This window comes from Novipirellula artificiosorum, from assembly GCF_007860135.1.
Classification (GTDB): domain Bacteria; phylum Planctomycetota; class Planctomycetia; order Pirellulales; family Pirellulaceae; genus Novipirellula_A; species Novipirellula_A artificiosorum.
On sequence record NZ_SJPV01000006.1, the window covers coordinates 344,967 to 366,997 of the forward strand.

The following is a 22,031-nucleotide window of genomic DNA, read 5'->3' on the forward strand; positions in this document are numbered from 1 at the left end:
TCATTTGACAACCTTTACGCACTTCATCTGAGCGTGATCACGGATCAATAATTTGCCATCGGAGAGTGCCAGCGGTGCCCAGTTCTGTGTTCCGCCACCGATTCGGCCTGCAATGCCGCTGCTGTCACCTCCGCCAGCCCCAAGCCGCTCGGCGGAAGAGAGTGGTTTGAATTCCTTCGGGTCTGGCTCAATCAAGTACAGTGACTTTTCGCCATCGGTTGCAAGGATCAGACCGTCCACCAAAATCATACTTCCTTTGTTGAACCCAGGCGCCCGCTTGGTCTTCCACATGATTTCACCATCCATGTTCATGCAGACCAATCCATCTCGCCGATTGTTGGTTCCATATTGAGCATAGAAATGCCCATTGTGCAGAACCGGCGGCTTGGTTTGGTCACCGAACTCTTCGGTGGTGAACACTTCATTGGCAACATACTCGTTGCCCTGTTTCTCGATCTTGACCATCGTTGCACCGAGTTCATAGCCACCGACAACCATGACACGGTTGTCGCCTGCATCGATTGCCGGAGCTACCGAAATGTGGCAGTTCCAATTGCCGTATTCCCATAGCTGCTTTCCAGTAAGTGGGTCGAGGCCGATGAATTTGCCGCGATTGTTTTCGTTGGGGCTTGAACGTTGGAATGGGTTCGTCGACGGAGTTACCATGACCAAATGATCTTGGCCATCAATCTTGACAAGGTTCGGACTGACGTAGCCGACGTAACCGAGTGATGGCGTTTTCCATTTGACATCGCCCGATAGCTTGTCGTAGGCGACCACTCCGGCATCGGGAGCTTGCGAGGCGAGGATCAGCAGATCGCCGTAGACCAACGGATTTTGGGTAACGGCCCAGATTGGAAAGCTGCCGAGTTCACTGGCACCAAAACCACCACCTCCTCCACCGCTCGCCGGTGGTTTTCCAGCGAAGTCCGTCCATACATTGGCTTTCCAAACGGGCTGATGCGTATTGGTGTCGATGCAATAGACATCGCCGTTATGGCCGCACGTATAAACGTATCCGGCGTCAACGGTTGGAACACTTCGCGAACCGGGAAACATCACCGAACCAGGGGCGTCATACGCATACGACCAAAGTTCTTTGCCGTCGTTGAGATCGAAACAGCGAAGTGTATCGCCGACCTCATCCTCTCGATCGAGCAAATAGGCTTTGCCTTCGCTAATCGCAGGTCCACCGTAACCGCGACCAACCTCAACGGCCCACAAGACTTCCGGTCCGGCGTCAGGCCACGATCGCAACAATCCGGTCTCTGGAGAGGTCGAGTTACGCTGTGGGCCAAGAAACTGAGGCCAATCGGCGGCCAGAACCGTACTTGCCATCGCCCAAACGAATACGGTTGATAGGTAGGCTGATTTCATGGTTCACTCCCTAATGTGAATGTGATGATGGAGACTTTTCGATAAAGGAATCGGTTTGACTATTCCGTAATGAAGTTGTCGGTGATGTCGTCGTCAAAAAGTGGTGTTTCAAGGAATTCCATTATCCGCCTAGTTCTGTTACTCAGTTGTGAGTCGTGTTTCGGGACAGTCCCTCAGTTCGAGTTCTTCCAAGTCGTCCGGGGCGTTGTAGAAAATCTCATTGATCACAACATCGGCATTTGTTTGGCCACTGGCCATCGATGAAGAACTCAAGAGCAGAAGCAAAGCCGGCTGCTCCTTGCCATCTTTCGCACGATGCTAAGATTTGGCACTTACGCCTCGTTCGTCAATAAACTTCGGTATCGGTGGCATCCTGCCGCCTTTTTTGTGGATTTTTTGCATGGCGGCAAGATGCCGCCGATACGGTGATCAGGTAACATATTTCCGGAAGAGCACCTACGGCTATTGGGCACTCACGTCGTAACAGAACAGCAGTCCTTGATCGCGTATGAAGAGCTTTCCGTTTGCCACGATCGGATGGGCCCAAGCCGGTGCACGGCTTCGATCGGGCTGGACAAAACGACCCCGTTCAATGAATTCCTCTTGTGATGGCTCGATCAGGAGAATCTCGTCCTCTTCCGAACGTAAATAGAGCTGTTCGTTTGCCACCAAGAGTGAACCCTTTGGAGCCTTTCGATCTCTCCAAAGGACATCACCGGTATGAAAGTCCAAGCAGGTGAGAAAACCGCCGCCGTTTCCTCCGTTGGCTCCGTACAGACAGCCATCGATGACCACCATCCCACCATGATGGTTCTGCATATTTGATGTGAAGTAGACTTCCTCGGCCGCTATCTTACCACTGGCATCCTTCACCAATTTGACCGCTCCTCCGCCGGCGCACTATCGCCGCCGCCAAGTCCATCGACTCGCCACGCCAGCGGCGGCCCCCCTTCGGGCCACTGCTGCAACAGCCCCTGTTCGGTCGAAATTGCGTTTCGCTGCGGTCCTTGCCATTGTGGCCAATCTTCGGCAACGCTGATTGTGCTGGAAACGAGCAGCAACAAACTAAAAACGTACAACTTCCTTATCATTGGTTTCATCTCCGAGAGAGTGTTTGTGTGTTGGTGGTATTAACCGAGCAATGCGGAATCCAATACGATCCAGCGAAACGCCACGAGTGTGCAGAGCACGCGGTTTAATAGGCGGTAGCCTACTAACTAGTCCGCATTTGATGTTCGATTACTCGGTGCGGACTCGCTCTTGGTCGGTAATGCGAAATCCATGCGTCACCGGGGCCATTAAATCTACAGAAAGTCTGGATCAATCGGCGATCGACGCTTCGGCAAAGTCGTTCATCTGACGAATTCTCGGGTCGGTCACCGGTGTGTGCCCTTTGACAATGATGCTTGCCTCGCGATGATTTAGCAGAAATTCAATCCAGTCGATCCAGGGTATCACGGGAGTTCCCCTGGACTGGCCAACGCTCTCATCGAGTAGGCGGTCAAGCAGCGTCTCTGATTGCTCGAACCAGCGGAGTGCTTCGTCCGCACGTCCCATCCGATGATGGGCAATCGCAATCAACGGGGACTCGATGCCGCGACCGAGCCAGTTCGCGTTACTGGACTGCTCAAGACGTTTCATAGCCTTTTCGTTGTCTCCTGCTTTCAAATGAGCCCAGCCCGCAACGTACAAATTCGCACCTCGATACATCTCGCGATAATGAGTTCGTCGCTTGTCGAACGCATGAGTTGACTTCGATACAGACTTTTCTCCGCCATCGGAATCCGTCAGCATCCGTTCGACTCTCAGTGCAAGTTCGGCTGCGGTCGATGGTGAGATTTCGCCAACCAATCGTCCTCGAGTTGCGACAGAGGCTGGGTCGTCCTGTTGCGAACGAGAAAATTGTTCGCAGAGTTTTTCGTAGGCGGACGTTTCTCCCCCGTAGTACAGAAGCTGGGGCACACCCGAAAGTTCGGTCTGCTCGACGGGGCATCCGATCCTGACCGCTTTGGCAAAATCATTCGCGGCCGATTCCCAACGGCCAAGCTTGGCATTGAGCCGACCGCGTTCAAGCCAGACCAGCGAGTAGCTGGGCAGCATCGTGGTGGCCTCGGTGTACAATTCGTAGGCATCGGCCCAACGCTGGGCATCAGCATGTGCTCGCCCCGACGAGAGCAAGACGGTGGATGAATTGAGTCGTTGGTTAAATGCTTCAAGCTCGTCGCGAGCGTCGTTTGCAGCGTCTTCAGCCGCCCTAGCTTTTTCCAATGCCACTACTTTCTCATCACGCTCCGTGATCGCCGCGCGAGCCTGCCAGACACTTACGACCGTCCCCAGGACCAAAGCGCACGCGACCAGCGATACCGTCGGAGTTCAATAAGGGGACGGAGGTCGTTTTCCAGCGTCACGAAAGAACCAAAGAGAATAATTGCGGCCCTTTCTTCCTCTTTTACGCTTTGATTCACCCAATGACTTGAAAATCATCTTCATGTTCGATATGTTCCACTGCAGCCTGCTTCACGGTCGCTTCTCTTGGCGGCTATGCTACGCGAAGCTAATGAGGTTCTGGGATGGGGTTAATCACTCGTAAATCGATGGCGTGCGCCAAGGTGGTTGTAAGGTGCCGAAGGGTTTCTCGCTTTCTCTCTTTCTCTCTTCGTTGGCGGCCTCTATGCGGGTGAATCGCGTCGCGTTTTCTCCCTCTGCGAAACCCAATGGGACTGGAATGGCTCACACCGCGTTCCGGTATCTTATCGCGTCATGGATGAAGACGCTTCCGGAGAAACGCATTATGAGTATGAGTTCGCGCTTGATTGGAAGATCGGAGACGACAACCCAGACAGGTACCCGGAAACTTCCGTTCACGATTGGCGGCTGGGGTACTGCAAACTATTTGAACGAAAGTGTCACGATCAGGATCAACTGGACATAGACCGACGTGCATTAACCGATTTTATGTTTAGGGAGAAGCTCGGTGAAGATGACGAGAAAAGCTCCGATTGATCACGCCGGCAACGCTTTGTTTTCTGACATCGCCTCGTCGATATCGGTACCTGTGCGACAATCGTTGTGAATGGTAGTGGACGAGGCAACGAGTCCTCGTGAAGGATGCATCTGGGATGCAAGGGACTCGTTGCCTCGTCCACTACAGCCGACTCCGGTAACCTATCTGGATGAAACCCTAGCTGAATCGAAACTGGATGTTGGGCCTCGAGAAATGCTGGGCCTCTGTCAAAATGGATCCCTCGGAAAACTTTACACCAGAAGACATCAACGTCAGTGACAATTGATGTAAGATTCTCCCGTACGACGTCTGGATCCGTGCCGGTGGGTTCTTGCCAGATTTACGTTTTCGAAGACAAGTGCAGAGAATAAGCAAATGCAAGTCAGGATGCTGAGCGGGGCCGACGTCGCAGAATTGTTATCAATGGCGGAGGCGATCCGATTGATGCGAACCGCTTTTGCTGCCTTGTCGGCTGGGCGAGCGGTCATGCCGATGCGATCCTGCGTGGATTTCCAGAACGGCGATATCCATATGATGCCTGCCGCTTTGGATGGCGGCGACATCTGCGTCAAGCTTGTGGCAACCTTTCGAGGCAATCGACAACACCACCTGCCTGTCGTACAGGGACTGCTGACATTGACCGACGGCGAGACAGGCACGCCACGTGCTGTCATGAATTGTGGGCCGTTGACGGCGATTCGCACGGGTGCCGCAGGCGGTTTGGCGATCGATGTGCTCTCTCGCCAAGACAGCGAGGTTCTTGGCGTCATCGGGGCGGGTGTCCAGGCGCGTATGCAGATCGAAGCGGGATTGTGCGTGCGTGATTTTCGACAAGTGATTCTGTACGATCGCGACGTGAAGGCAGCACAAACGCTTCGTCAGCTGCTGCTCGATCGTCCCAATCCACCGGAGGTGACCATCGCAGCCGATTCGCAGCAGGCAGCCAAGCAGGCGGATGTCTTGATCACGGCAACCACGTCCGCTTCACCCACTTTCGAAGGCGCCGGCGTGCGGCCTGGCACTCACATCAACGCGGTCGGTGCCTACCGACCCGATGTCCGAGAAGTCGATGATGTTTTGGTCGAGCGTGCCTATGTGGTCACCGATAGTCGCGAGGCCTGTCAACGCGAGGCGGGTGACTTGATCATCCCCGGTTGTAAGGGCGATGCCGAACTTGGAGACATCCTAAACGGAGTGGCAGAGGGGCGATCGGATGACGAACAAGTCACCTTTTTTAAATCCGTTGGCCTGGCCATTCAGGACGCCGTCGTGGCCAGTTGGCTATTGAAGCAAGCTGAAGAACATGAGATCGGTTCGCTGATCGAACTCTAAGCATCGCGTGAACAACAAGTGACGACTTTGGTAGTGGACGAGGCCACGAGTCCCGTGTTGCAGGACTCGTTGCCTCGTCCACTATGTTCGTTATTGATCCCGCGTGCGAATCGCAAGCGTTGCCGGCAAACCGGCTCCGTGCAGACCACTCAACTTGATTGTCTCCGATTGGTAGACTGCGTTTCCAATATTTAGAGATAGCGAATTCGTTTTGGATTGTGAAGGGAGACTCGAATGAAGACTTGGTTGGTGCGTTTGGCGGCAGGTCTCGTAACGCTAGGGGGCCTTGCCGCGGAGGTGTCACTTGGGCAGGCAACGGATGCGTCGCATCCGAACATCATACTGCTCATGGGAGACGACCATGGCTGGGACGAGACAGGCTACAACGGCCATCCACATCTGAAGACCCCGGTGCTGGACGAAATGGCCGCTTCAGGACTGCGGCTGGACCGATTCTACTCCGCGCACCCCTCGTGTTCACCGACCCGCGGCAGCGTCATGACCGGGCGACATCCCGTCCGCTACGGTACGTTCGCTCCGGGCTGGTCCCTGCGACCCGAGGAGGTCACGATTGCGCATCTTCTAGGCAATACGGGGTATGCCTGTGGGCATTTTGGCAAATGGCATCTCGGTCCTGTCAAAGCCAATTCCCCCACCAATCCGGGAGCAATGGGATTTGACCAGTGGCTCTCGCATGACAACTTCTTTGAGCTGAACCCCACCTTTTCACGCAACGGTGGTCCGCCTCAGAAATTCGAAGGGGAATCCTCGGAGATCGTGATCCGCGAAACGATTGAGTTTTTGGCAGGGGCGAGGAAAACGAAACAGCCATTCTTTGCGGTCGTCTGGTTCGGGTCGCCTCACGAACCGTATAGCGGTCTCGCAAAGGACCTCGCCCTCTATGACGACTTGCCCAGCGAATACTCGGACCAGCAGGTCAGACTGACATCCAACGAAACGGGACGCCAAACAATGCGACCGCTCCGCGATGTCCTCAGGGAACGTTACGCAGAGATCACGGCGATGGATCGTTCGATCGGACAGCTTCGCCAGTGGTTGAAACAAGCACAACTGCAAGACAACACGCTGTTGTGGTATTGCGGTGACAACGGCACCCCACTTGACGGGATCGTCACATCACCTTTCCGCGGACAGAAAGGAAATCTGTATCAAGGCGGCATCCGAGTCCCTGGAATCATCGAATGGCCGTCAAGGATCAGCAAGCCAGGCATCTCGGAGATGAATGCCGTCACCAGCGACATGTTGCCGACCCTTTGCAAGCTGACACGCACCCCCTTACCGGATCGCCCGCTTGATGGAATGGACCTGACGCCAATGATTGACGGTCAGATGAGCCAGCGTCCGAGTCCGATCGGATTCTGGACGTTCGATTCCAATACCGAAGCCAAGAACGAACCGTACATCGAGGCGGAGCTTCAGCGCGGCACGACACCCTTGGTCAAGTTGATGGGAGACATCCACACTCGCAATTTCCGTAACTTCCATCACTCAGAAATCACAGAGCAGGACTTCGCCGGTTCGCGCGCGCTTGTTGGGAACCGATACAAACTGGTCGTTCAGAACAAGCGAGGCGGCGAGCCCATTAGCGAACTGTATGATCTCCTGAACGATCCCTCCGAGACGAAAAATCTCGTCGAGTCCAAATCTCAAGTCGCTGCGGGAATGCAGGTCGAGCTGAAGGACTGGCAACAATCGGTACTCAGCAGCTTGACCGCCGCCGACTACGAGTGACCCTCAACGAAGCACAAGAGCAAGTTTCGCGAACAGGGTGCCATCGTTCCAGGGCCGGGCTAGACGGGTACAACGCAGCCCGCGTGCCCTGGCTGGGGCCATCCTGCATTCTACGCGGATTGCAATGGAGAATCGGTGATTTTTGCGGGGCTATGTTCAATTCTCAAATGATTTGAAACTGTCGCTTGGTGGATCGATTCGATTTGGTCCACTCCGGCAGCCGTGATTGACAACTGGCCGCTTTCTTCGCGTCCGACCCAGCCCTTTTCACGAAAGTACCAAAGATGAAATTGGACGACTTCGGGTGGGTACGGAACAAGGGATTCGAGGGTGCCGAGACCGATCCCCGGTTTTCGGAAGTCGCGTCGTCGCTGCGAGTACAGCACCGACAATAACTTGTACCGCTCGATGCAATCATCGCCCGCTGAGTTCGCCCCTTCGACAATCTCTGCATTGACTTGCTTGTGCCGCTCGTACGAGATGTCATAGGCAGCTCGGGCTTCGGGATCACGGAGCGTTTCATAGGCATCGACCAACTTGGTGAATTGGGCGACATCATGATTCGCCGTCACATCGGGATGATACTTCTTCGCCAAGTAGCGAAAGATACGCTCGATGGTGGCCGGGCTGGCATTGGAGCTCACTTCGAGAACTTCGTAGTGGTCGACAAATTCTTGCGACGACATTTTCGTTCCTTAGGTCGATTGCGGGGGGCAGTTGAATCACAACAATGATTCAAATGAAACCTAGGTCGGTTTTCGCATGACCGGAGCGGAATCCGCGGATCACCACACGTTGCAGGGCAAGTCGTGCCGAATGAAACGGTTGCAGGGATTCCCCGGGCTACGGGGATTCCTAGCCCGGATGATTCGTTGGAGTGGTAGGCTTTAGCCGATTGCGTGCTGGATCCTTACGGAATCGGCTAAAGCCTACGACTCCAACGTGCGCAGTCTGTTTTTGACTCAATCGATGTAAGCGAATTGCATACACAGGGTTACGGAGAATGGGTTTGGACGGATGAATAATCCGGGCTAGAACGGCTTGCGGACGCATTCTGGTTTGGGTGCGACGATTGGCTACCGAGCGGCAGCGTGTTGTTTACGGCTTCGCGACCCTACGGCTGCATTTTCTCGAGCCCAACTTCGTTGTAGAGGGCCAACATGCTGCCAGCTTCTTCGATCTGTTTTCGATCGGATTGACTTAAGTAAGCGATCACTTGATGCGTCGAGCGAAATCGATCGACCGCAATCCCTCGTCGAATTGCCAATGAGGTCTCTTTGGGCATTTTGCCGTCGGTTGCAATCCGCTGGTTGAGTGACATGCGGGCGAAAGGTGGCAGTCCGATTCTGCGGACCAAATTGAGCCGCGATGCGAGATCTGCGAATTGCCCGTACTGCAAGGCGATATCGACATCGCTCGTTTCCTGAACGGTCGTCTTGTAGCTTGCCTCTCCGAATTCGATCGAATAGACGCTGGCATCAGGATCAAACTCGGGTGTCGCCAAGATCCCGAGCCTGGCTTGTTGTTCACGTGTTTCCGCGGCACTTCGAGCTTGGGCCGTGATCCGTACCAAGTCTTCGATCCCGATCGTCGAGCGTGTTTTGGTTTGCCGATCGAGCAAGATTACTCGTTTACGAGGTGAATCGTAAACGGTCACGAAGCGGTCCTCGATGATGGGCAGGTCATAGACCAAGCCACCATCGAATAGAATCAGGTGCTTAGCGACCGCATCCTTGCTGCTGCCCTCAAAAATGCTGGTTTCGACGCGAAACGTCGCGGGTTGAGCCCCCGCGGTTGCTGACAAACCGCAGGTCAGGGAAAAGACCCAAAGCAGCTGAAAAAGAGAATCGTTCCGTAGCATTTGATTTCTGACAGGGCAATGGAGGCAAGACGTCTGGACGCTTCTATCCGGTTCAACGTAGAAAAGATGCTTGCGGCGCGTCTAGATCAACCGTTCACTTTCCCCCTTTTCGGGATTGGATTCCGCCAGCCATCGTCGCCCTGGCTGCGTGTGAAACTCAATTCTTTCGTCGAGATCCCTTGTCATGCGCAGCACCCTGTTTACGATTCCACACGAATTTGCGGATCTACCGGTGTTCGGATTCGGGTGGGGCTTGATTTTGCTAGCGATCGCCTTGATCGTTCGGCTTGTGATTCTGCGCCGGCTTCAAAAGCATGCCTTTAGCGACTTTTTGTCGAGTGAAGCGATCATGTGGGGCGTCCTCGCGTTGGCGGTCGTGATCGTCTTGCCGATGGTGGAAATCAAGAACATTGACGGCGCACCGGTGGGTATGGCGATTCGAGGCTACGGCGTGATGCTGTTGATCGGCGTTTTGACGGCGGTTGGCCTGGCCATGCTGCGTACACGGCGGCGCGGCATCGATCCCGAGGTGATCATCAACATGGCGCCCTGGGTGTTCATTGGCGGAATCGCCGGAGCTCGGTTGTTTTATGTGATTCAATATCGCGACCGTTTCATTGGCGACTCGCTTTCCGAAACGGTTCGTGGCATCTTGACGTTCACCGAAGGCGGCTTGGTCGTTTACGGTGGGTTCATTTTTGGTGTGTTGGCAGCCGTGTTCTTCGTGGTTCGCCACCGTTTGCCCGTTCTGAAACTGGGTGATGCCATCGTGCCGTGCATGTTCTTAGGACTGTTTTTTGGGCGGATGGGATGCCTCCTGAACGGCTGTTGCTACGGGGGTCAGTGTGCCGAATACTGGGCCGCACTCCACTTCCCGGTCGGCAGCCCCGTGTACGTTGAGCAACTTGAAAAGGGTGTATTGGTTGGATTGGAAATCGATGAATCCTCAGGTCGAATCGAAAGCGTTCGTAAGGGTAGTCTCGCGGACAAGGCCGGGATTTCCAGCGGCAGCCGAGTCGAACGGATTCGCCTCGATGATCGATACCTGCGTGATGTCCCCAAAGACCGGCCCATTGAACGTGCACCGCGAGGTTTGTTGATGCTCGTTGATGGCAAGACCTATCAATGGAGTCCCGATCAATTACCGCCGCGAGCCGAAGCGGTCCAACCGGCTCAATTGATCAGCAGTTTTTCGGCGATCTGCTTGTGTGGACTACTGTGTGCCGCCTCGTACGTGTTTCGACGCGAAGGAGCGATTATGATGTTGGGGTTCGCGAGCTACGCCGTGCTCCGCTTTGGTTTGGAGTGGATACGAGTCGATGAGAAGGGGCAATTTGGAACAAGCCTGTCCATATCGCAATGGGTCAGCGTCATGGTGCTCGCCGGATCGGTCGCCGGATTGATCTGGATTTATCGGCGCGGTGCAATACAGTCAGTCCCAACCGCAAACACGTGAATACTCAAAAACAGTTCAAGGCGATGCCGCTGAATCGAGTCAGACAACTTGAATGGATGGACGATCCATCGCTTCCGGAATCCGATCGTCGATGGGCGCTCGCGGGTTTGTCGCGAATCAATCGGCTCAGCGGCGTTGCCGATGTCCTGCTCCATCAACTTCAACACTACGCACGCTCGTTACCGGAGCGGCCGCTACGAGTCCTTGATCTGGCGAGTGGTGAAGGGGATTTGCCGATCCATTGGGCTTTGAAAGCAAAATTGGCCAATGCAAAGCATGCCGATTGGGATTTGTGTGTGACCGCCAGCGATTCCTGCGACCGGGCCATCGAGCAGCAGCAGCGTCGAGCTGAGCAAGCGGGCGTCGGAATTCGAAGTTTGCAAATGGATTGTTTGAATGTTCCACTACCGAGCGGTTTCGACGTGATCGTTTGTTCGTTGTTGATGCACCAGCTTGACGAGTCCCAGGTTTTTCGGCTGCTTCAAGCGATGCAGCTGGCCTCGACTCGAGCGATGCTCGTTTGCGATTTCGAGCGGACCCGGTGGAATTTGGCAATCATCAAGACCGCGTCGCACTTATTGACTCGATCGCCCGTGTTTCATCATGACAGCGCCATCAGCGTCAAATCGGCGTTCACACGCGAAGAATTCGCACGCATTGCCCGCGCCGCATTGACCCGGCCAGTTCGAATTCGCTCTGTTGTTCCTTGCCGGTTCATGATGGTGGCCGATGAATCGGTTGTACCGGTTGTATCGCCTGTCTTCGCCTAAGATCGACCCCCCGTCCTTTTGCCGATCCCCGCTCGCCCTATTCCGCCACCAAAGCGGCGTCGGATCACTTGGCTCGAGCTTGGAAAACGACCGTTCAGTAGTACCTCGACCATCGATCGTGGTGGCAAGCCATTCTTGACGGGAAGTATCAATTGCAGCGTCTTGGAGGCACCAGCGAATGGGTGGCGCGGAGCGGGAAAGCGATGCCACCGGCTTGCCAACCCGCGGTTTGGGATTACGAATCAACCACCTACAACGAGCGGAGGAACCTTGTCACGCGGTTGCCAAAGTCGTGCACGTCCATTCCGACCACTCGCTCGAAGTCCTCAATCCGCTGGTCTCGATCGTAGTTTTCCAGCGGTGGCCGAGAGGCGGTGTGATTTAGGATCGCCGCGAATTGTTGTGGTTGACGTTCCGCCAAATAGAACATGACGGCCCATGAAACGGCGTAAGCCTGATTGACTTGTTTGACATCTTCGAACATTTCGTCACTGCCGACCAAACAATGGATTTTTGTCGCCAGCAAGCCATCTTCGTTGGCAAGGCCCTGCTGATTCAGTTCTCGCAAACTGTCGACGTTCACTCGCTCGGCGCGTCGACCTGCGGTTTGGGTCACGGTCATCGCTTCGGGTTCGAACAATTGCCCAATCCCTTCGGTGATCCAGCGGGGGGTGTCATTGACTCGGCTGTGAACGCCGCTGTTGAACGCCGATTGATGGGCTGCCTCGTGGCGGACCGTTGCGGCAATGATCGACGAATGTCGTCCGTCATGGGTCATGACGCGATTGGATAAAATCGAATAGACGCCTGCGACACGACTCATATCGATGCCTACTTTTTTGAATTCCGTATACATCGCGACCTCGTCCGGAAACACGATGGCGACCATCGGAAAACGACCTTTTCGCGTCCGTACGCCTCGTTTGCTCATGTAGCTGATAAAGCCACGATGGGACTGTTCAAACAAATGAGGCCAACGGTTACCCCGCCCGCGTGGCTGGACGATCAAGAAGTTGGAAGTCGATACCACCTCGTAACCCTTTCCGAATTCGGCTTGTAACTGATTGCGAAACAGTGGGACCGAGATCGGTTCGTACGATTGGCCGAGTTGGCGAATTTGCGTGTTCGGTTCCGTTGGATCGATCGAGTGCAGCCAACCGTCGGTCCCAATCACAATCATTTCTCGGGCAAGGCTGACGAGTGGCAATCCTTGGCGAATTCGACCCCCTTCGCGGAATTCAATCAAACCGGTGACTTGGGCGAGCGCCCGTCTTGGCGATCCAATGGATACGCATGCAAGAACCAGAATCGCGGCGAAGGCCGTTCGCTTGAAAACCATCAAATCAGTCCAGCAGTCGAGGGGGAACGGTGTAGAAACCGAGTCCGTGAATCGATACAGTGCACCTCAACCGTAGGTTACAATTGGGGGCTGGTGAGGATTGGCCGAGCGTGTCACGGGCAATTGACCGTCGCCGTGGCCCAGTACGTTTGACCGAGTAGCGACAACAAGGAATGCGATGAAGATGACAATCAAATCGATCGTCACGATTGGATGGAACAACAGCGCCATCGTGGCCGCCGTTGTGTTGCTTGGGATCGTCTCGGCGGCTGTGGCTGAGGAACGAGCATCGACCGATTTGAAGAATGATGTCCTGGAATGGATTGATCAACTCGACAGTCCAAGTGTGTCAAAGCGTGCAGCGGCAGAGCAAGCGTTGATCGAAGCGGGACCTGAGGCGCTGCCGTTTCTGCCTGAGACGAAGCAGGGGATGTCGATCGAGGCGAGCGAGCGTTTGGCACGAGTGCGCAGCTCGTTGCGTTCCACTCGTGCGGAAACCAACTCGGATGCGATCACCGTTCGACTCGACGGAGCATCGACGCTCGGTGATGCTCTTGAAGCGATCAGCCGCGACAGTGGTATCGAATTCGAGTATCCCGGAGACCAAAGCATTCCGATCGAAGCCGTCGCGACACCACTTTCGTTTTGGCACGCAGTTGACTATGTGCTGGATCAAGCAGACTTGGACATCAACTTTTATGGTGGCGATCGGGACACGTTGCAGTTGCAGAAACGGGAGGAAGATCGTCCTTCGCGAGTCGACTCTGCCGCCTACACTGGGGTCTATCGAATTGAACCTACATCGGTAACATCGCGTCGGGTGCTGAACCACCCGAACCTGAGCGCACTCAACATCAGCATGGAAATTAGTTGGGAGCCGCGACTGACGCCGATTGGTATGTCGATCCCTGTGACCCAATTACGAGGAAAGCTTGATGATGGTGCGATGCTGAAACCTCAAGAATCTGGTGAGACGATCGACATCGCGACCCATAGCGACATTTCGTTCAGCGAGTTTTATCTGCCGATGCAATTGCCGGCGGGTCAACCGGAATCGATCGAATCGCTCTCCGGCGTGATCCATGCATTGTTACCCGGTCAACGCCAAACCTTCGAGTTGCCGCTATCCGATTCGGCCGCCAACAAGAAAATCGATGCGATGGAAGTCAAGGTTGAGTCCATTCGCAAGAATGGACCCCTTCATGAGATTCGGATCGCCGTGACGCTGGAAGAGGCCGGACGGTCGCTGGAAAGCCACCGCCAATGGATTTTTGAAAACAAAGCCTTCGTACGGCGACCCGATGGATCGCACGCAGAACACTTGGGGTATGAGGTCTTTCGGCAATCCACCGATGGTGCGGGCATCGGCTATTTGTTCGATCTTGGTGACTCGGCACGCGAATCGATCTTTGTCTACGAATCGCCGACCGCGGTCGCGGAAAGCGAAGTCTCGTTCGTCCTCCAAGATATCCCGCTGCCGTAGCTCCTTTGCGACTCAGTCCGCTTTTTCTTGAGGCGACTCTTTTTGATCACCAGAATCGGAAAGTGACATTTCTTCCGTCTCCGCTTCTGGTTCCGGCGCCTCTTCGCGGTCGCTCGATGCATCGGGCTCAGCGGTTGCATCGGGCTCAGCGGTTGCTTCGGGCTCAGCGGTTGCTTCGGGTTCAGCGGTTGCTTCGGGTTCAGCGGTTGCTTCGGGTTCAGCGGTTGCTTCGGGTTCAGCGATTGCTTCGGGTTCAGACGTTGCCTCGGGTTCAGCGGTTGCTTCGGGTTCCGCGGTTGCCTCGGGTTCCGCAGTTGCCTCGGGTTCCGCAGTTGCCTCGGGTTCCGCAGTTGCCTCGGGTTCCGCAGTTGCCTCGGGTTCCGCAGTTGCCTCGGGTTCAGCGGAGGGTCGGCGGCGACCGCGAGGTCCCTCTGGGCTCGCTGCTGGATCGTCGCTGGTGTCAATCACGACGTCGTCGGGCATGTGCGTGAGCGTCGGTTCCGCAATCGGAATCAACTCCTTGCTCCATTCGTACTTGTAGGCATGGAGTCGAAACAGCATCAACTGACCATTGTTCGGTTGATAGACGGCATACAGATTGTAGTCACGAAACGGCAGCCCTGATGCCCAACTGTAAACCTCCACGGTGAAGTTCCCATCCTGAAATGTCTCCTTTGGCGGTTTGCCGATCATCTGTTGGACCATCTGATTGCTCATGATCTCGTTTTCGGGCACCGCATTGTGAAGCACGTTCTGATTGGCGACTTGATCATGCGCGCGTTGAACCGCAGCACGCGCGACTTTGTAGTCATAAAACAATGCAGCGGATACCAATCCTAAGACGAGTAACAGCAGCACGAGTCGACGGTTGCTTGAGGTGCTGTTGTTGCTCTGATCGGATTGGGGTTGCGACTGCTCAGAGTTCACGGGTTCGGGCTGGTGTGACATCATAGGATCCATTAGAACAGGACAGAAACAGGGAATTAATAAGCCGTTTGAAGCGGCGCATTGCCATCGTTGCCGAGAGGATCATTGTATCGCAACCCATCCTGTCCATGTGCAAGCGATCTTCACTGGAACCATCCCTTTTATGCATGACCCACGCGACACCGAGTTCTCCGCCTTATCCGTTGACGCGTTGGTCGAACAACTTCGGCTGCGGGCAACGGAACTTGGATTTGTCGGGTTCGGAATCTCAGCGGCGGTCGAGTCGACCGGCTTTTCCGATTTGGTTCGCTGGATCGATGCGGGCTATGCAGGCCAAATGGATTACTTTGCCAATCGTCTCGATGCCTACCGCCATCCCGGGGGTGTGTTGGAGGGTTGCCGAGCTGTCATTTGCTTGGCCTACCCCTATCCCGCCGGTCCCTCTGCGGACGTTCCGTCAGGGTTTGGCAGAGTGGCACGCTACGCATGGCCGGGAATCGATTACCATGACATTGTGCATCCGAAGTTGAAGAAACTGTGCCGCATGATCCGCCGATGGGATCCTGACTCCAGCGCACGCGGCGTGATTGATACCGCACCGATCCTGGAACGCGAATATGCGCAGCGTGCTGGCCTGGGGTGGCGGGGCAAGAACACCCTGCTGCTGAACAAACAACTCGGCAGCTACTTCTTCCTTGCCTGTGTATTGGCCGACATCGAGTTACCCCCGACGGAACCGCACGAGTCCTCGCACTGTGGAACCTGTACTGCATGTTTGGACCAGTGTCCAACCGATGCGTTTGTCCGTCCCGGCGTCCTCGATGCAACGCGGTGCATCAGCTACTTGACGATTGAACACCGTGGTGAGATTTCCCCGGAGTTTCACGAGCCCATCGGAGATTGGTTGTTTGGCTGCGATGTGTGTCAACAGGTCTGTCCATGGAACCAAAAACGGTCGCGTCAAGTGACGGCGCCCGAGGCTTCGTCTCCGTTACAAGCCGTTTCGCTGCAAGAAGTCGACCAGTTGGACGAGGCATCGTTCCGCCAGACCTACCGCAAGACTCCCTTTTGGCGGACCCGTCTGAGCGGCATTCGGCGAAACGCAAAGATCGTCCGTTACAACGGCCGCATCGGAAGTTAGCGGATCATGAAGGCGGGTGCATTGCGATCCTTAATTCTCTTCGACGACAGCTGCTGGCGTCGCTGCCTCCGTCGGGCCCCCCAGCAGTTCGCCGATCTTTGCATCACTGGCTGGCGAAACCCAACGCAAATCGACCGAGATCGCATGGTCGTCAAATCCGACGATCAAGGTAGGCAAATCCTCACGCAGTCGGTCGGCCCATTCCTTTGCAGAGAGGGTCTGATGTTCGACACGAACTTGACGCGATGGGAATCGCCATCGTCCTTTGGGCGTCACGAGCGCGGATTCGGCGGTGACTTGGCAAGTCTTGATCGAATCGGACCCGCTCAACCGAGTTGCCAATCGTTCGCAACGGGTCCGCAGGTTCTCTTCGCTGGTACGCATCAATTCCTCGATCGGTAACGCTCGCCCTATCACGCGGGTGGAATCTTGCAGCGTCGATGCCAACATCGCCAATACCGCGTTTCCTGCCGAAAATGAAGGCCAAATGGCGGTTGACGTGATCGCATCCAAGCGTTCTTTCTTGCCGATTAAAATGCCGCATTCTGGACCGCCGAACACGCCACCGCCTGCGACTAAAACCAGATCAGCTCCTTGGCTCAATGTCTGTTCGACGGAGGGCAAATCGGCCTGGTCACTTTGACACAGTGTCGCAACCGGTAACACAACCACCTGAGTCACCTGACGATCGCCAAAATCGAGTATGTTCGGAGGTTGGGTCGCCTGATTGTCGGCAAGGATCAAACAGAAGGAATCGAAATCGTCGAAGTCGGACATTTCAATACCATCGTTTGCACCAACTTCTTGCACAATCGGTACCAAGGCGTTCATCGTATCGACTAACGATACGCCGCTGCGCAGCCGAATCGATTGACTGCGATGCACCACGAGATCCTCTTGACTGCTCCCAATCACAAACGCGACCAAAGCCGCAGGGAAATTGTTGGTTACCGCGATGTCATAGGCTGGAGCGTCTGGCAGGTAGCGATGCAGATTCCTGCGCAACCGCTCCACCGCATCGTGATCGCTGCGAATATCTCCATGCAGACAAGCATAGGCCGCATCGACGGCGTCCGCCGAGACCGGCACTCCGGTGCCAAGCGGTGTCGACAAGATGCCGCTGGCGTTGATCAGCGGAATGGTCACGGCCGTTTGCTTTTGCGACCACTTCTGAACATTCTTGCGGCCGACTTCGGTCGCTCGCATCACGGCGTCGAATCCACGAGCAGCGGTTTGGGGTATTTCGTTCAGAATCTCCGTCGCCTGAGTCTTCAATTTTTCGATCGTTTCCGGTTCGCTGGCTCGGCGGGCAACATCGTTGAGGCCGCGGCGAAGGAGTTCTACGGTCCAAGGAGGAATGGCCATCGGGGGTTCGTTTCATGGGTGAAGGGCGGGAAGCGTAAGGGATCAATGGGCCATTATATCCGCTTTGTAGGAAATCGTCGCATTGACATCGGTTCTCGGTGGCTTTCGGATGTGCCCTCTGCCGAAACGGCTCGTTTCGATATCATCATGGGGAGTGAACGGTGCCGGTGGGCACCCCTTCCTGTTGACCCGCTGTAATCCCCCACGGCTGCAAACGCTATGAAAACTGACGAGTTACGTGAAAAATACCTAGCCTTTTTCGAGTCCAAGGGATGCGTTCGCAGACCGAGTGACGTGTTGGTGCCGACCTGGGACCCGTCGGTATTGTTCACCCCCGCCGGGATGAACCAGTTCAAAGACCACTTTCTCGGCAAAGTGAAGCTGGACTTCACACGCGCGGCAACCTGCCAAAAATGCCTGCGAACCGGCGATATCGATAACGTCGGTCGGACGGCTTTTCACCATACTTTCTTCGAAATGATGGGGAATTTTAGTTTTGGTGACTACTTCAAAGAGGATGCGATCCGCTGGGCGTGGGAGTTTCTGACGAGCAAGAAATGGCTCGGCATCCCCGCCGAAAAGCTCTCGGTCACGGTCTACAAGGACGATGACGAAGCGCATCGTTTGTGGCACGAAATCGCGGGTTTGCCGGAATCGAGGATCGTCCGGATGGACGAAGAGGAAAACTTTTGGCCTGCATCCGCGCCGAGCGAGGGGCCGGATGGCGTTTGTGGTCCCTGCAGCGAGATCTATTATCATCTCGATGACGGCAGCGACGTTGAAATCTGGAACCTCGTGTTCACTCAGTTCAATCGTGTTGGCGATCCCCCCAACAACCTCAACCCCTTGCCGAGCAAGAACATCGATACGGGCATGGGGTTGGAACGGACCGCCAGTGTGTTGCAGGGCAAACCGACCAACTTTCACATTGACAACCTGTTCCCGATCGTCGAAGCCGCCTCGGAAGTTTGCGGCATCAAGTACGAATACGCCAGCGACAACGGCCGCCGTTTGCGCCGCATCACCGACCATGCGCGTGCCAGCGTGTTCGCGATCCACGAAAACGTTTACCCCGGCCCCAAGGATGCCAAATACGTGATCAAGCGTTTGATCCGGCGGGCGGTCTTGGACGGCTACCAAATGGACCTGCGTGAACCGTTTTTGTTTAAATTGGTGGAAGCGGTCGCAGAGGCGTCCAAAGTTCCTTACCCTGAACTCAGCGAAACGACCGAGCGGGTTGCCCAAGTCATCGAGGCCGAAGAACGCGCCTTCTTTGGGACGATCGACGGAGGCATGAAGCGGATCGAGCAACTGTTTGAGCAGATGCGCGAAGAGTCGGGCGTGATGGTCCCCGGGTCCGAAGCGGCGGAACTCAACACCACCTACGGCGTTCCTCCCGAATTGTTGCAAACGCTCAGCGCCGAACAGAATTTCACGTTTGATTGGGCCGGTTATCGCGAAGCCATGGACGAGCATGCCCGCGTCAGCGGTGCCGGACAACGCGAATTGTTCCAAACCGGACCGTTGGAAACACTCAAGGAAGCACTTCGAGAAACGCCATTCTTGGGCTACGAGGCAACGGAATCGGAGGCCATTGTGAAAGGCATCATCACCCGGAAAGGAGGGAAAGGGGATGAGGGACAACTACTCAGCCATCTCGATCGCGCAGGCAAAAACGAGTTGCGATTGGTGCTGAACCATTCGCCGTTCTATGGCGAATCGGGAGGTCAAGTTGGCGATACGGGAGTGATTTCGAGCGACAAGTTCGAGTTTGTCGTCACCGATACCCAACGACATGCCGGATTGATCGTCCATCATGGCGTGCTCAGCCGTGGGGAAATCAGCGAAGGGGAAACCTGTACGGCGAAGGTCGACGCACAACATCGCAGTGCATTGTGTCGAGCCCATTCGGCGACCCATCTTTTGCACCATGCGTTGCATAAAAACGTGGGGAAACACGCACAACAACAAGGCAGCAAGGTGGAAGCAGACCGCTTGCGATTTGACTTTACCAATCAATACGCCATCGACGATGACACATTGCTACAAATCGAGAGGGACGTTTGGAATCAAATCGAGGCCAAGTCGACGATTGGTTGGGAAACGGTTCCTTTAGCCGACGCAAGGGCGGCCGGGGCGATGATGTTGTTCGGCGAGAAGTACCCGGATCCGGTACGCATGGTGTCGATGGGAGGATTCAGCAAAGAGCTTTGCGGTGGTACCCACCTCACGAACACAGAACAAGTTGAGGCATTCGAGTTAGTGGTCGAAGAGAGTGCTTCAGCAGGAACGCGGCGTATCGAAGCGTTAACCGGATCGCGGGCTCAGGCCCATCGAGTGGAAACGCAGCAATTGCTTGCCGACGTTGCCAAGACGCTCGGCTGCGATCCGCCACATGCCGTAGCGGTCACCGAGCAATTGTCGGCCGAAGTCCGGCAGCTGAAAAAGGAGTTGACGGCCGGAAAATCGGTCGACCATTCCAATACGTTTGTCGCGAAACCCGCAGAGAAACCGATTGATGCCGAAGACTACAACTCGGTTCGTGCGGCGGTTCGCGAAATCACGCGCCGCTTGAATGTCGCCGTGACGGATGTGCTCGAACGCTTGCAAGCACTCTTGGACGACCGCAAAAAATTGGTTCAGGAACTCAGTCACGCCACGGCCGGAGGCAAGCTCTCGGCCGATGACTTGATTGCCAGCGGGGTTTCCGTCGGCAATTCCTTGGTGATTGTTGCCGAGACCCCCGGCGCAAATCCGAATGTGATGCGAGGCTGGATCGACCAAATTCGAAAAAGGAGCGATCAACCGACGGCGGTTTTGCTTGCCGCAGTGCAAGGTGATAAAGTAGTTCTCGTCGGCGGAGTTAGCCGCGACTTGGTCGAGCGCGGAATCAAGGCAGGCGATTGGGTCGGAGCGACCGCGAAAATCGTCGGTGGAGGGGGTGGCGGACGGCCAGATATGGCACAAGCCGGCGGCAAAGACCCGACTAAGTTGCCCGAGGCCCTGGCAGCTGCCAAGCAATCGATGCAAGACAAAATGGCGAGTAGCTAGTCCACTTCGCATGGACCCCTCGCGAAGAAACGGTGCCAATCTGCTAACGAAATCAAGGAACAACATGACTGTTTTGAAAGGCCAGCGAGCCGTTGTGAGTGGATCTTCACGCGGCATCGGCCGAGGGATTGCAACCGAATTGGCGAAAGCCGGTGCGGACGTTGTCGTCAATTACCGCAGTGGTTCTGCCGAAGCCGATGAAGTGGTCGCCGAGTGTCGAAAGCACGGCGTACGTTCCTTTAAAGTCGCTGCCAACATGGGGGTGCAAAGCGAAGCGGAAGGGCTGATTGATCAGGCCGCAGAATTGCTTGGCGGTCTTGATATTGTTGTCAGCAACGCAGCGTATAGCGACCGACGTTTGATGTTGAAACAGGACTTGGACGAGTTCCGTAAGACGATTGACGTGACCATGTATGGTGCGTTTTACTTTGTTCGGCGAGCGGCTCAGTTGCTTGTCGAGGCAAAAAGCGGTGGCAATATTGTCGTCATTGGTAGCCCCATGGGACACTTAGGAATGCCAGGGTCGATGCCGTACAATATGGCCAAAGCAGCGCTCAACCAGATGGCCGTGACGGTGGCCTGTGAGTTGGCGGAACATCGAATCCGTTGCAATATCTTGCATCCGGGATGGATCGACACGCCCGGTGAACGCAAGTTTTTCAGTGAAGAAACGCTTCAACAAAAAGGCAACGAATTGCCACTTGGGCGACTTGGCAAGAGCGAAGAGATGGGCCATGGCGTCGTCTTTCTCTGCAATCCCGCCAGCGAGTACATCACAGGCAGCACACTGACGATCGACGGAGGTATTCAAATGCCGTTCGGGGAAATGTACCGCGTCCACGAAGCCGAAGCGCGCGCGGATGCTGAGGCAAAGGCCAAGTCGTCACGCTCGCAATCCTAGCCCGGATGATTCGTTGGAGTGGTAGGCTTTAGCCGATTGCGTGCTGGATCCTTGCTGAATCGGCTAAAGCCTACGACTCCAACGTGCGCAGTCTGTTTACGACTCAATCGATGTAAGCTGATTGCATACATAGGGCTACGGGGAATAGGTTTGGACGGATGGAGAATCCGGGCTAGCTCTTTGTCACAACGAAAGAATGACGGTTGAGGGTAGTGGATCTTGTTGAAGATCCCCGTTCGTAGGATCTCTAACAAGATCCACTACCCTAAGAT

General features: G+C 55.3%; 17 protein-coding genes. 8 read left to right on the top strand and 9 right to left on the bottom strand.

Annotated features, from left to right (window positions below):
* The 4 genes from Poly41_RS18210 to Poly41_RS18225 all read right to left on the bottom strand — a co-directional run bounded on the left by Poly41_RS18210 (position 1) and on the right by Poly41_RS18225 (position 3,645).
* Complete coding sequence (locus Poly41_RS18210; RefSeq protein ID WP_146528138.1) at positions 1–1,377, bottom strand: outer membrane protein assembly factor BamB family protein; 1,377 nt, start codon at positions 1,375–1,377, stop codon at positions 1–3.
* A gap of 462 nt (positions 1,378–1,839) precedes the next feature.
* A complete protein-coding gene (locus Poly41_RS18215) occupies positions 1,840–2,250 on the bottom strand; it encodes a hypothetical protein (RefSeq protein ID WP_231615759.1) in 411 nt (136 codons plus the stop codon).
* Positions 2,247–2,468: a hypothetical protein gene (locus Poly41_RS18220; RefSeq protein WP_146528139.1), complete on the bottom strand. Its 222-nt coding sequence runs from the start codon at positions 2,466–2,468 to the stop codon at positions 2,247–2,249. The genes Poly41_RS18215 and Poly41_RS18220 overlap by 4 nt, the downstream gene beginning before the upstream one ends.
* A 229-nt stretch (positions 2,469–2,697) precedes the next feature.
* On the bottom strand, positions 2,698–3,645 hold the full coding sequence (locus Poly41_RS18225) for a tetratricopeptide repeat protein (protein ID WP_146528140.1): 948 nt from the start codon (positions 3,643–3,645) through the stop codon (positions 2,698–2,700).
* A 1,111-nt stretch (positions 3,646–4,756) separates the two neighbouring features.
* On the opposite strand from Poly41_RS18225, the gene Poly41_RS18230 reads away from it, so the two are divergent.
* Together Poly41_RS18230 and Poly41_RS18235 are read left to right on the top strand one after the other, a co-directional pair.
* Entirely contained in the window at positions 4,757–5,713 is a 957-nt protein-coding gene (locus tag Poly41_RS18230; RefSeq protein ID WP_146528141.1) for an ornithine cyclodeaminase family protein, read from the top strand.
* A gap of 234 nt (positions 5,714–5,947) precedes the next feature.
* On the top strand, positions 5,948–7,465 hold the full coding sequence (locus Poly41_RS18235; RefSeq protein ID WP_146528142.1) for a sulfatase family protein: 1,518 nt from the start codon (positions 5,948–5,950) through the stop codon (positions 7,463–7,465).
* A 110-nt stretch (positions 7,466–7,575) separates the two neighbouring features.
* On the opposite strand, the gene Poly41_RS18240 is transcribed toward Poly41_RS18235, so the two are convergent.
* Entirely contained in the window at positions 7,576–8,151 is a 576-nt protein-coding gene (locus tag Poly41_RS18240; protein ID WP_146528143.1) for a J domain-containing protein, read from the bottom strand.
* 428 nt (positions 8,152–8,579) lie between these two features.
* Positions 8,580–9,326, bottom strand: a complete 747-nt coding sequence (locus tag Poly41_RS18245; protein ID WP_146528144.1) for a hypothetical protein — start codon at positions 9,324–9,326, stop codon at positions 8,580–8,582.
* 184 nt (positions 9,327–9,510) lie between these two features.
* Here Poly41_RS18245 and Poly41_RS18250 point away from each other — a divergent pair, with 184 nt between their 5' ends.
* Complete coding sequence (locus Poly41_RS18250) at positions 9,511–10,782, top strand: prolipoprotein diacylglyceryl transferase (RefSeq protein WP_146528145.1); 1,272 nt, start codon at positions 9,511–9,513, stop codon at positions 10,780–10,782.
* The gene (locus Poly41_RS18255; RefSeq protein WP_197231419.1) at positions 10,779–11,552 is read left to right on the top strand and encodes a methyltransferase domain-containing protein; all 774 of its coding nucleotides are present in this window, start codon (positions 10,779–10,781) and stop codon (positions 11,550–11,552) included. The genes Poly41_RS18250 and Poly41_RS18255 overlap by 4 nt, the downstream gene beginning before the upstream one ends.
* A 250-nt stretch (positions 11,553–11,802) precedes the next feature.
* On the opposite strand, the gene Poly41_RS18260 is transcribed toward Poly41_RS18255, so the two are convergent.
* Positions 11,803–12,891 carry a DUF1570 domain-containing protein gene (locus Poly41_RS18260; protein WP_146528147.1) on the bottom strand — a complete coding sequence of 363 codons (1,089 nt, stop codon included), beginning with the start codon at positions 12,889–12,891 and terminating at the stop codon, positions 11,803–11,805.
* Between the two features lie 178 nt (positions 12,892–13,069).
* On the opposite strand from Poly41_RS18260, the gene Poly41_RS18265 reads away from it, so the two are divergent.
* The gene (locus Poly41_RS18265) at positions 13,070–14,374 is read left to right on the top strand and encodes a hypothetical protein (protein WP_231615760.1); all 1,305 of its coding nucleotides are present in this window, start codon (positions 13,070–13,072) and stop codon (positions 14,372–14,374) included.
* Between the two features lie 12 nt (positions 14,375–14,386).
* Here the strand turns inward: Poly41_RS18265 and Poly41_RS34975 are convergent, their stop codons facing one another.
* Positions 14,387–15,325 (bottom strand): hypothetical protein, encoded by a 939-nt coding sequence (locus Poly41_RS34975; RefSeq protein ID WP_146528148.1) that lies wholly within the window; start codon positions 15,323–15,325, stop codon positions 14,387–14,389.
* Between the two features lie 139 nt (positions 15,326–15,464).
* Between Poly41_RS34975 and queG the strand changes: the two genes are divergently transcribed.
* The gene (gene queG / locus Poly41_RS18275; RefSeq protein WP_146528149.1) at positions 15,465–16,442 is read left to right on the top strand and encodes a tRNA epoxyqueuosine(34) reductase QueG; all 978 of its coding nucleotides are present in this window, start codon (positions 15,465–15,467) and stop codon (positions 16,440–16,442) included.
* A 30-nt stretch (positions 16,443–16,472) separates the two neighbouring features.
* Here queG and Poly41_RS18280 read toward each other — a convergent pair whose 3' ends face one another.
* A complete protein-coding gene (locus Poly41_RS18280; protein ID WP_146528150.1) occupies positions 16,473–17,807 on the bottom strand; it encodes a hypothetical protein in 1,335 nt (444 codons plus the stop codon).
* 219 nt (positions 17,808–18,026) lie between these two features.
* Here Poly41_RS18280 and alaS point away from each other — a divergent pair, with 219 nt between their 5' ends.
* Complete coding sequence (gene alaS, locus Poly41_RS18285; RefSeq protein ID WP_146528151.1) at positions 18,027–20,858, top strand: alanine--tRNA ligase; 2,832 nt, start codon at positions 18,027–18,029, stop codon at positions 20,856–20,858.
* 64 nt (positions 20,859–20,922) lie between these two features.
* A complete protein-coding gene (locus Poly41_RS18290; RefSeq protein WP_146528152.1) occupies positions 20,923–21,759 on the top strand; it encodes an SDR family NAD(P)-dependent oxidoreductase in 837 nt (278 codons plus the stop codon).
* Positions 21,760–22,031: the final 272 nt, after the last annotated feature.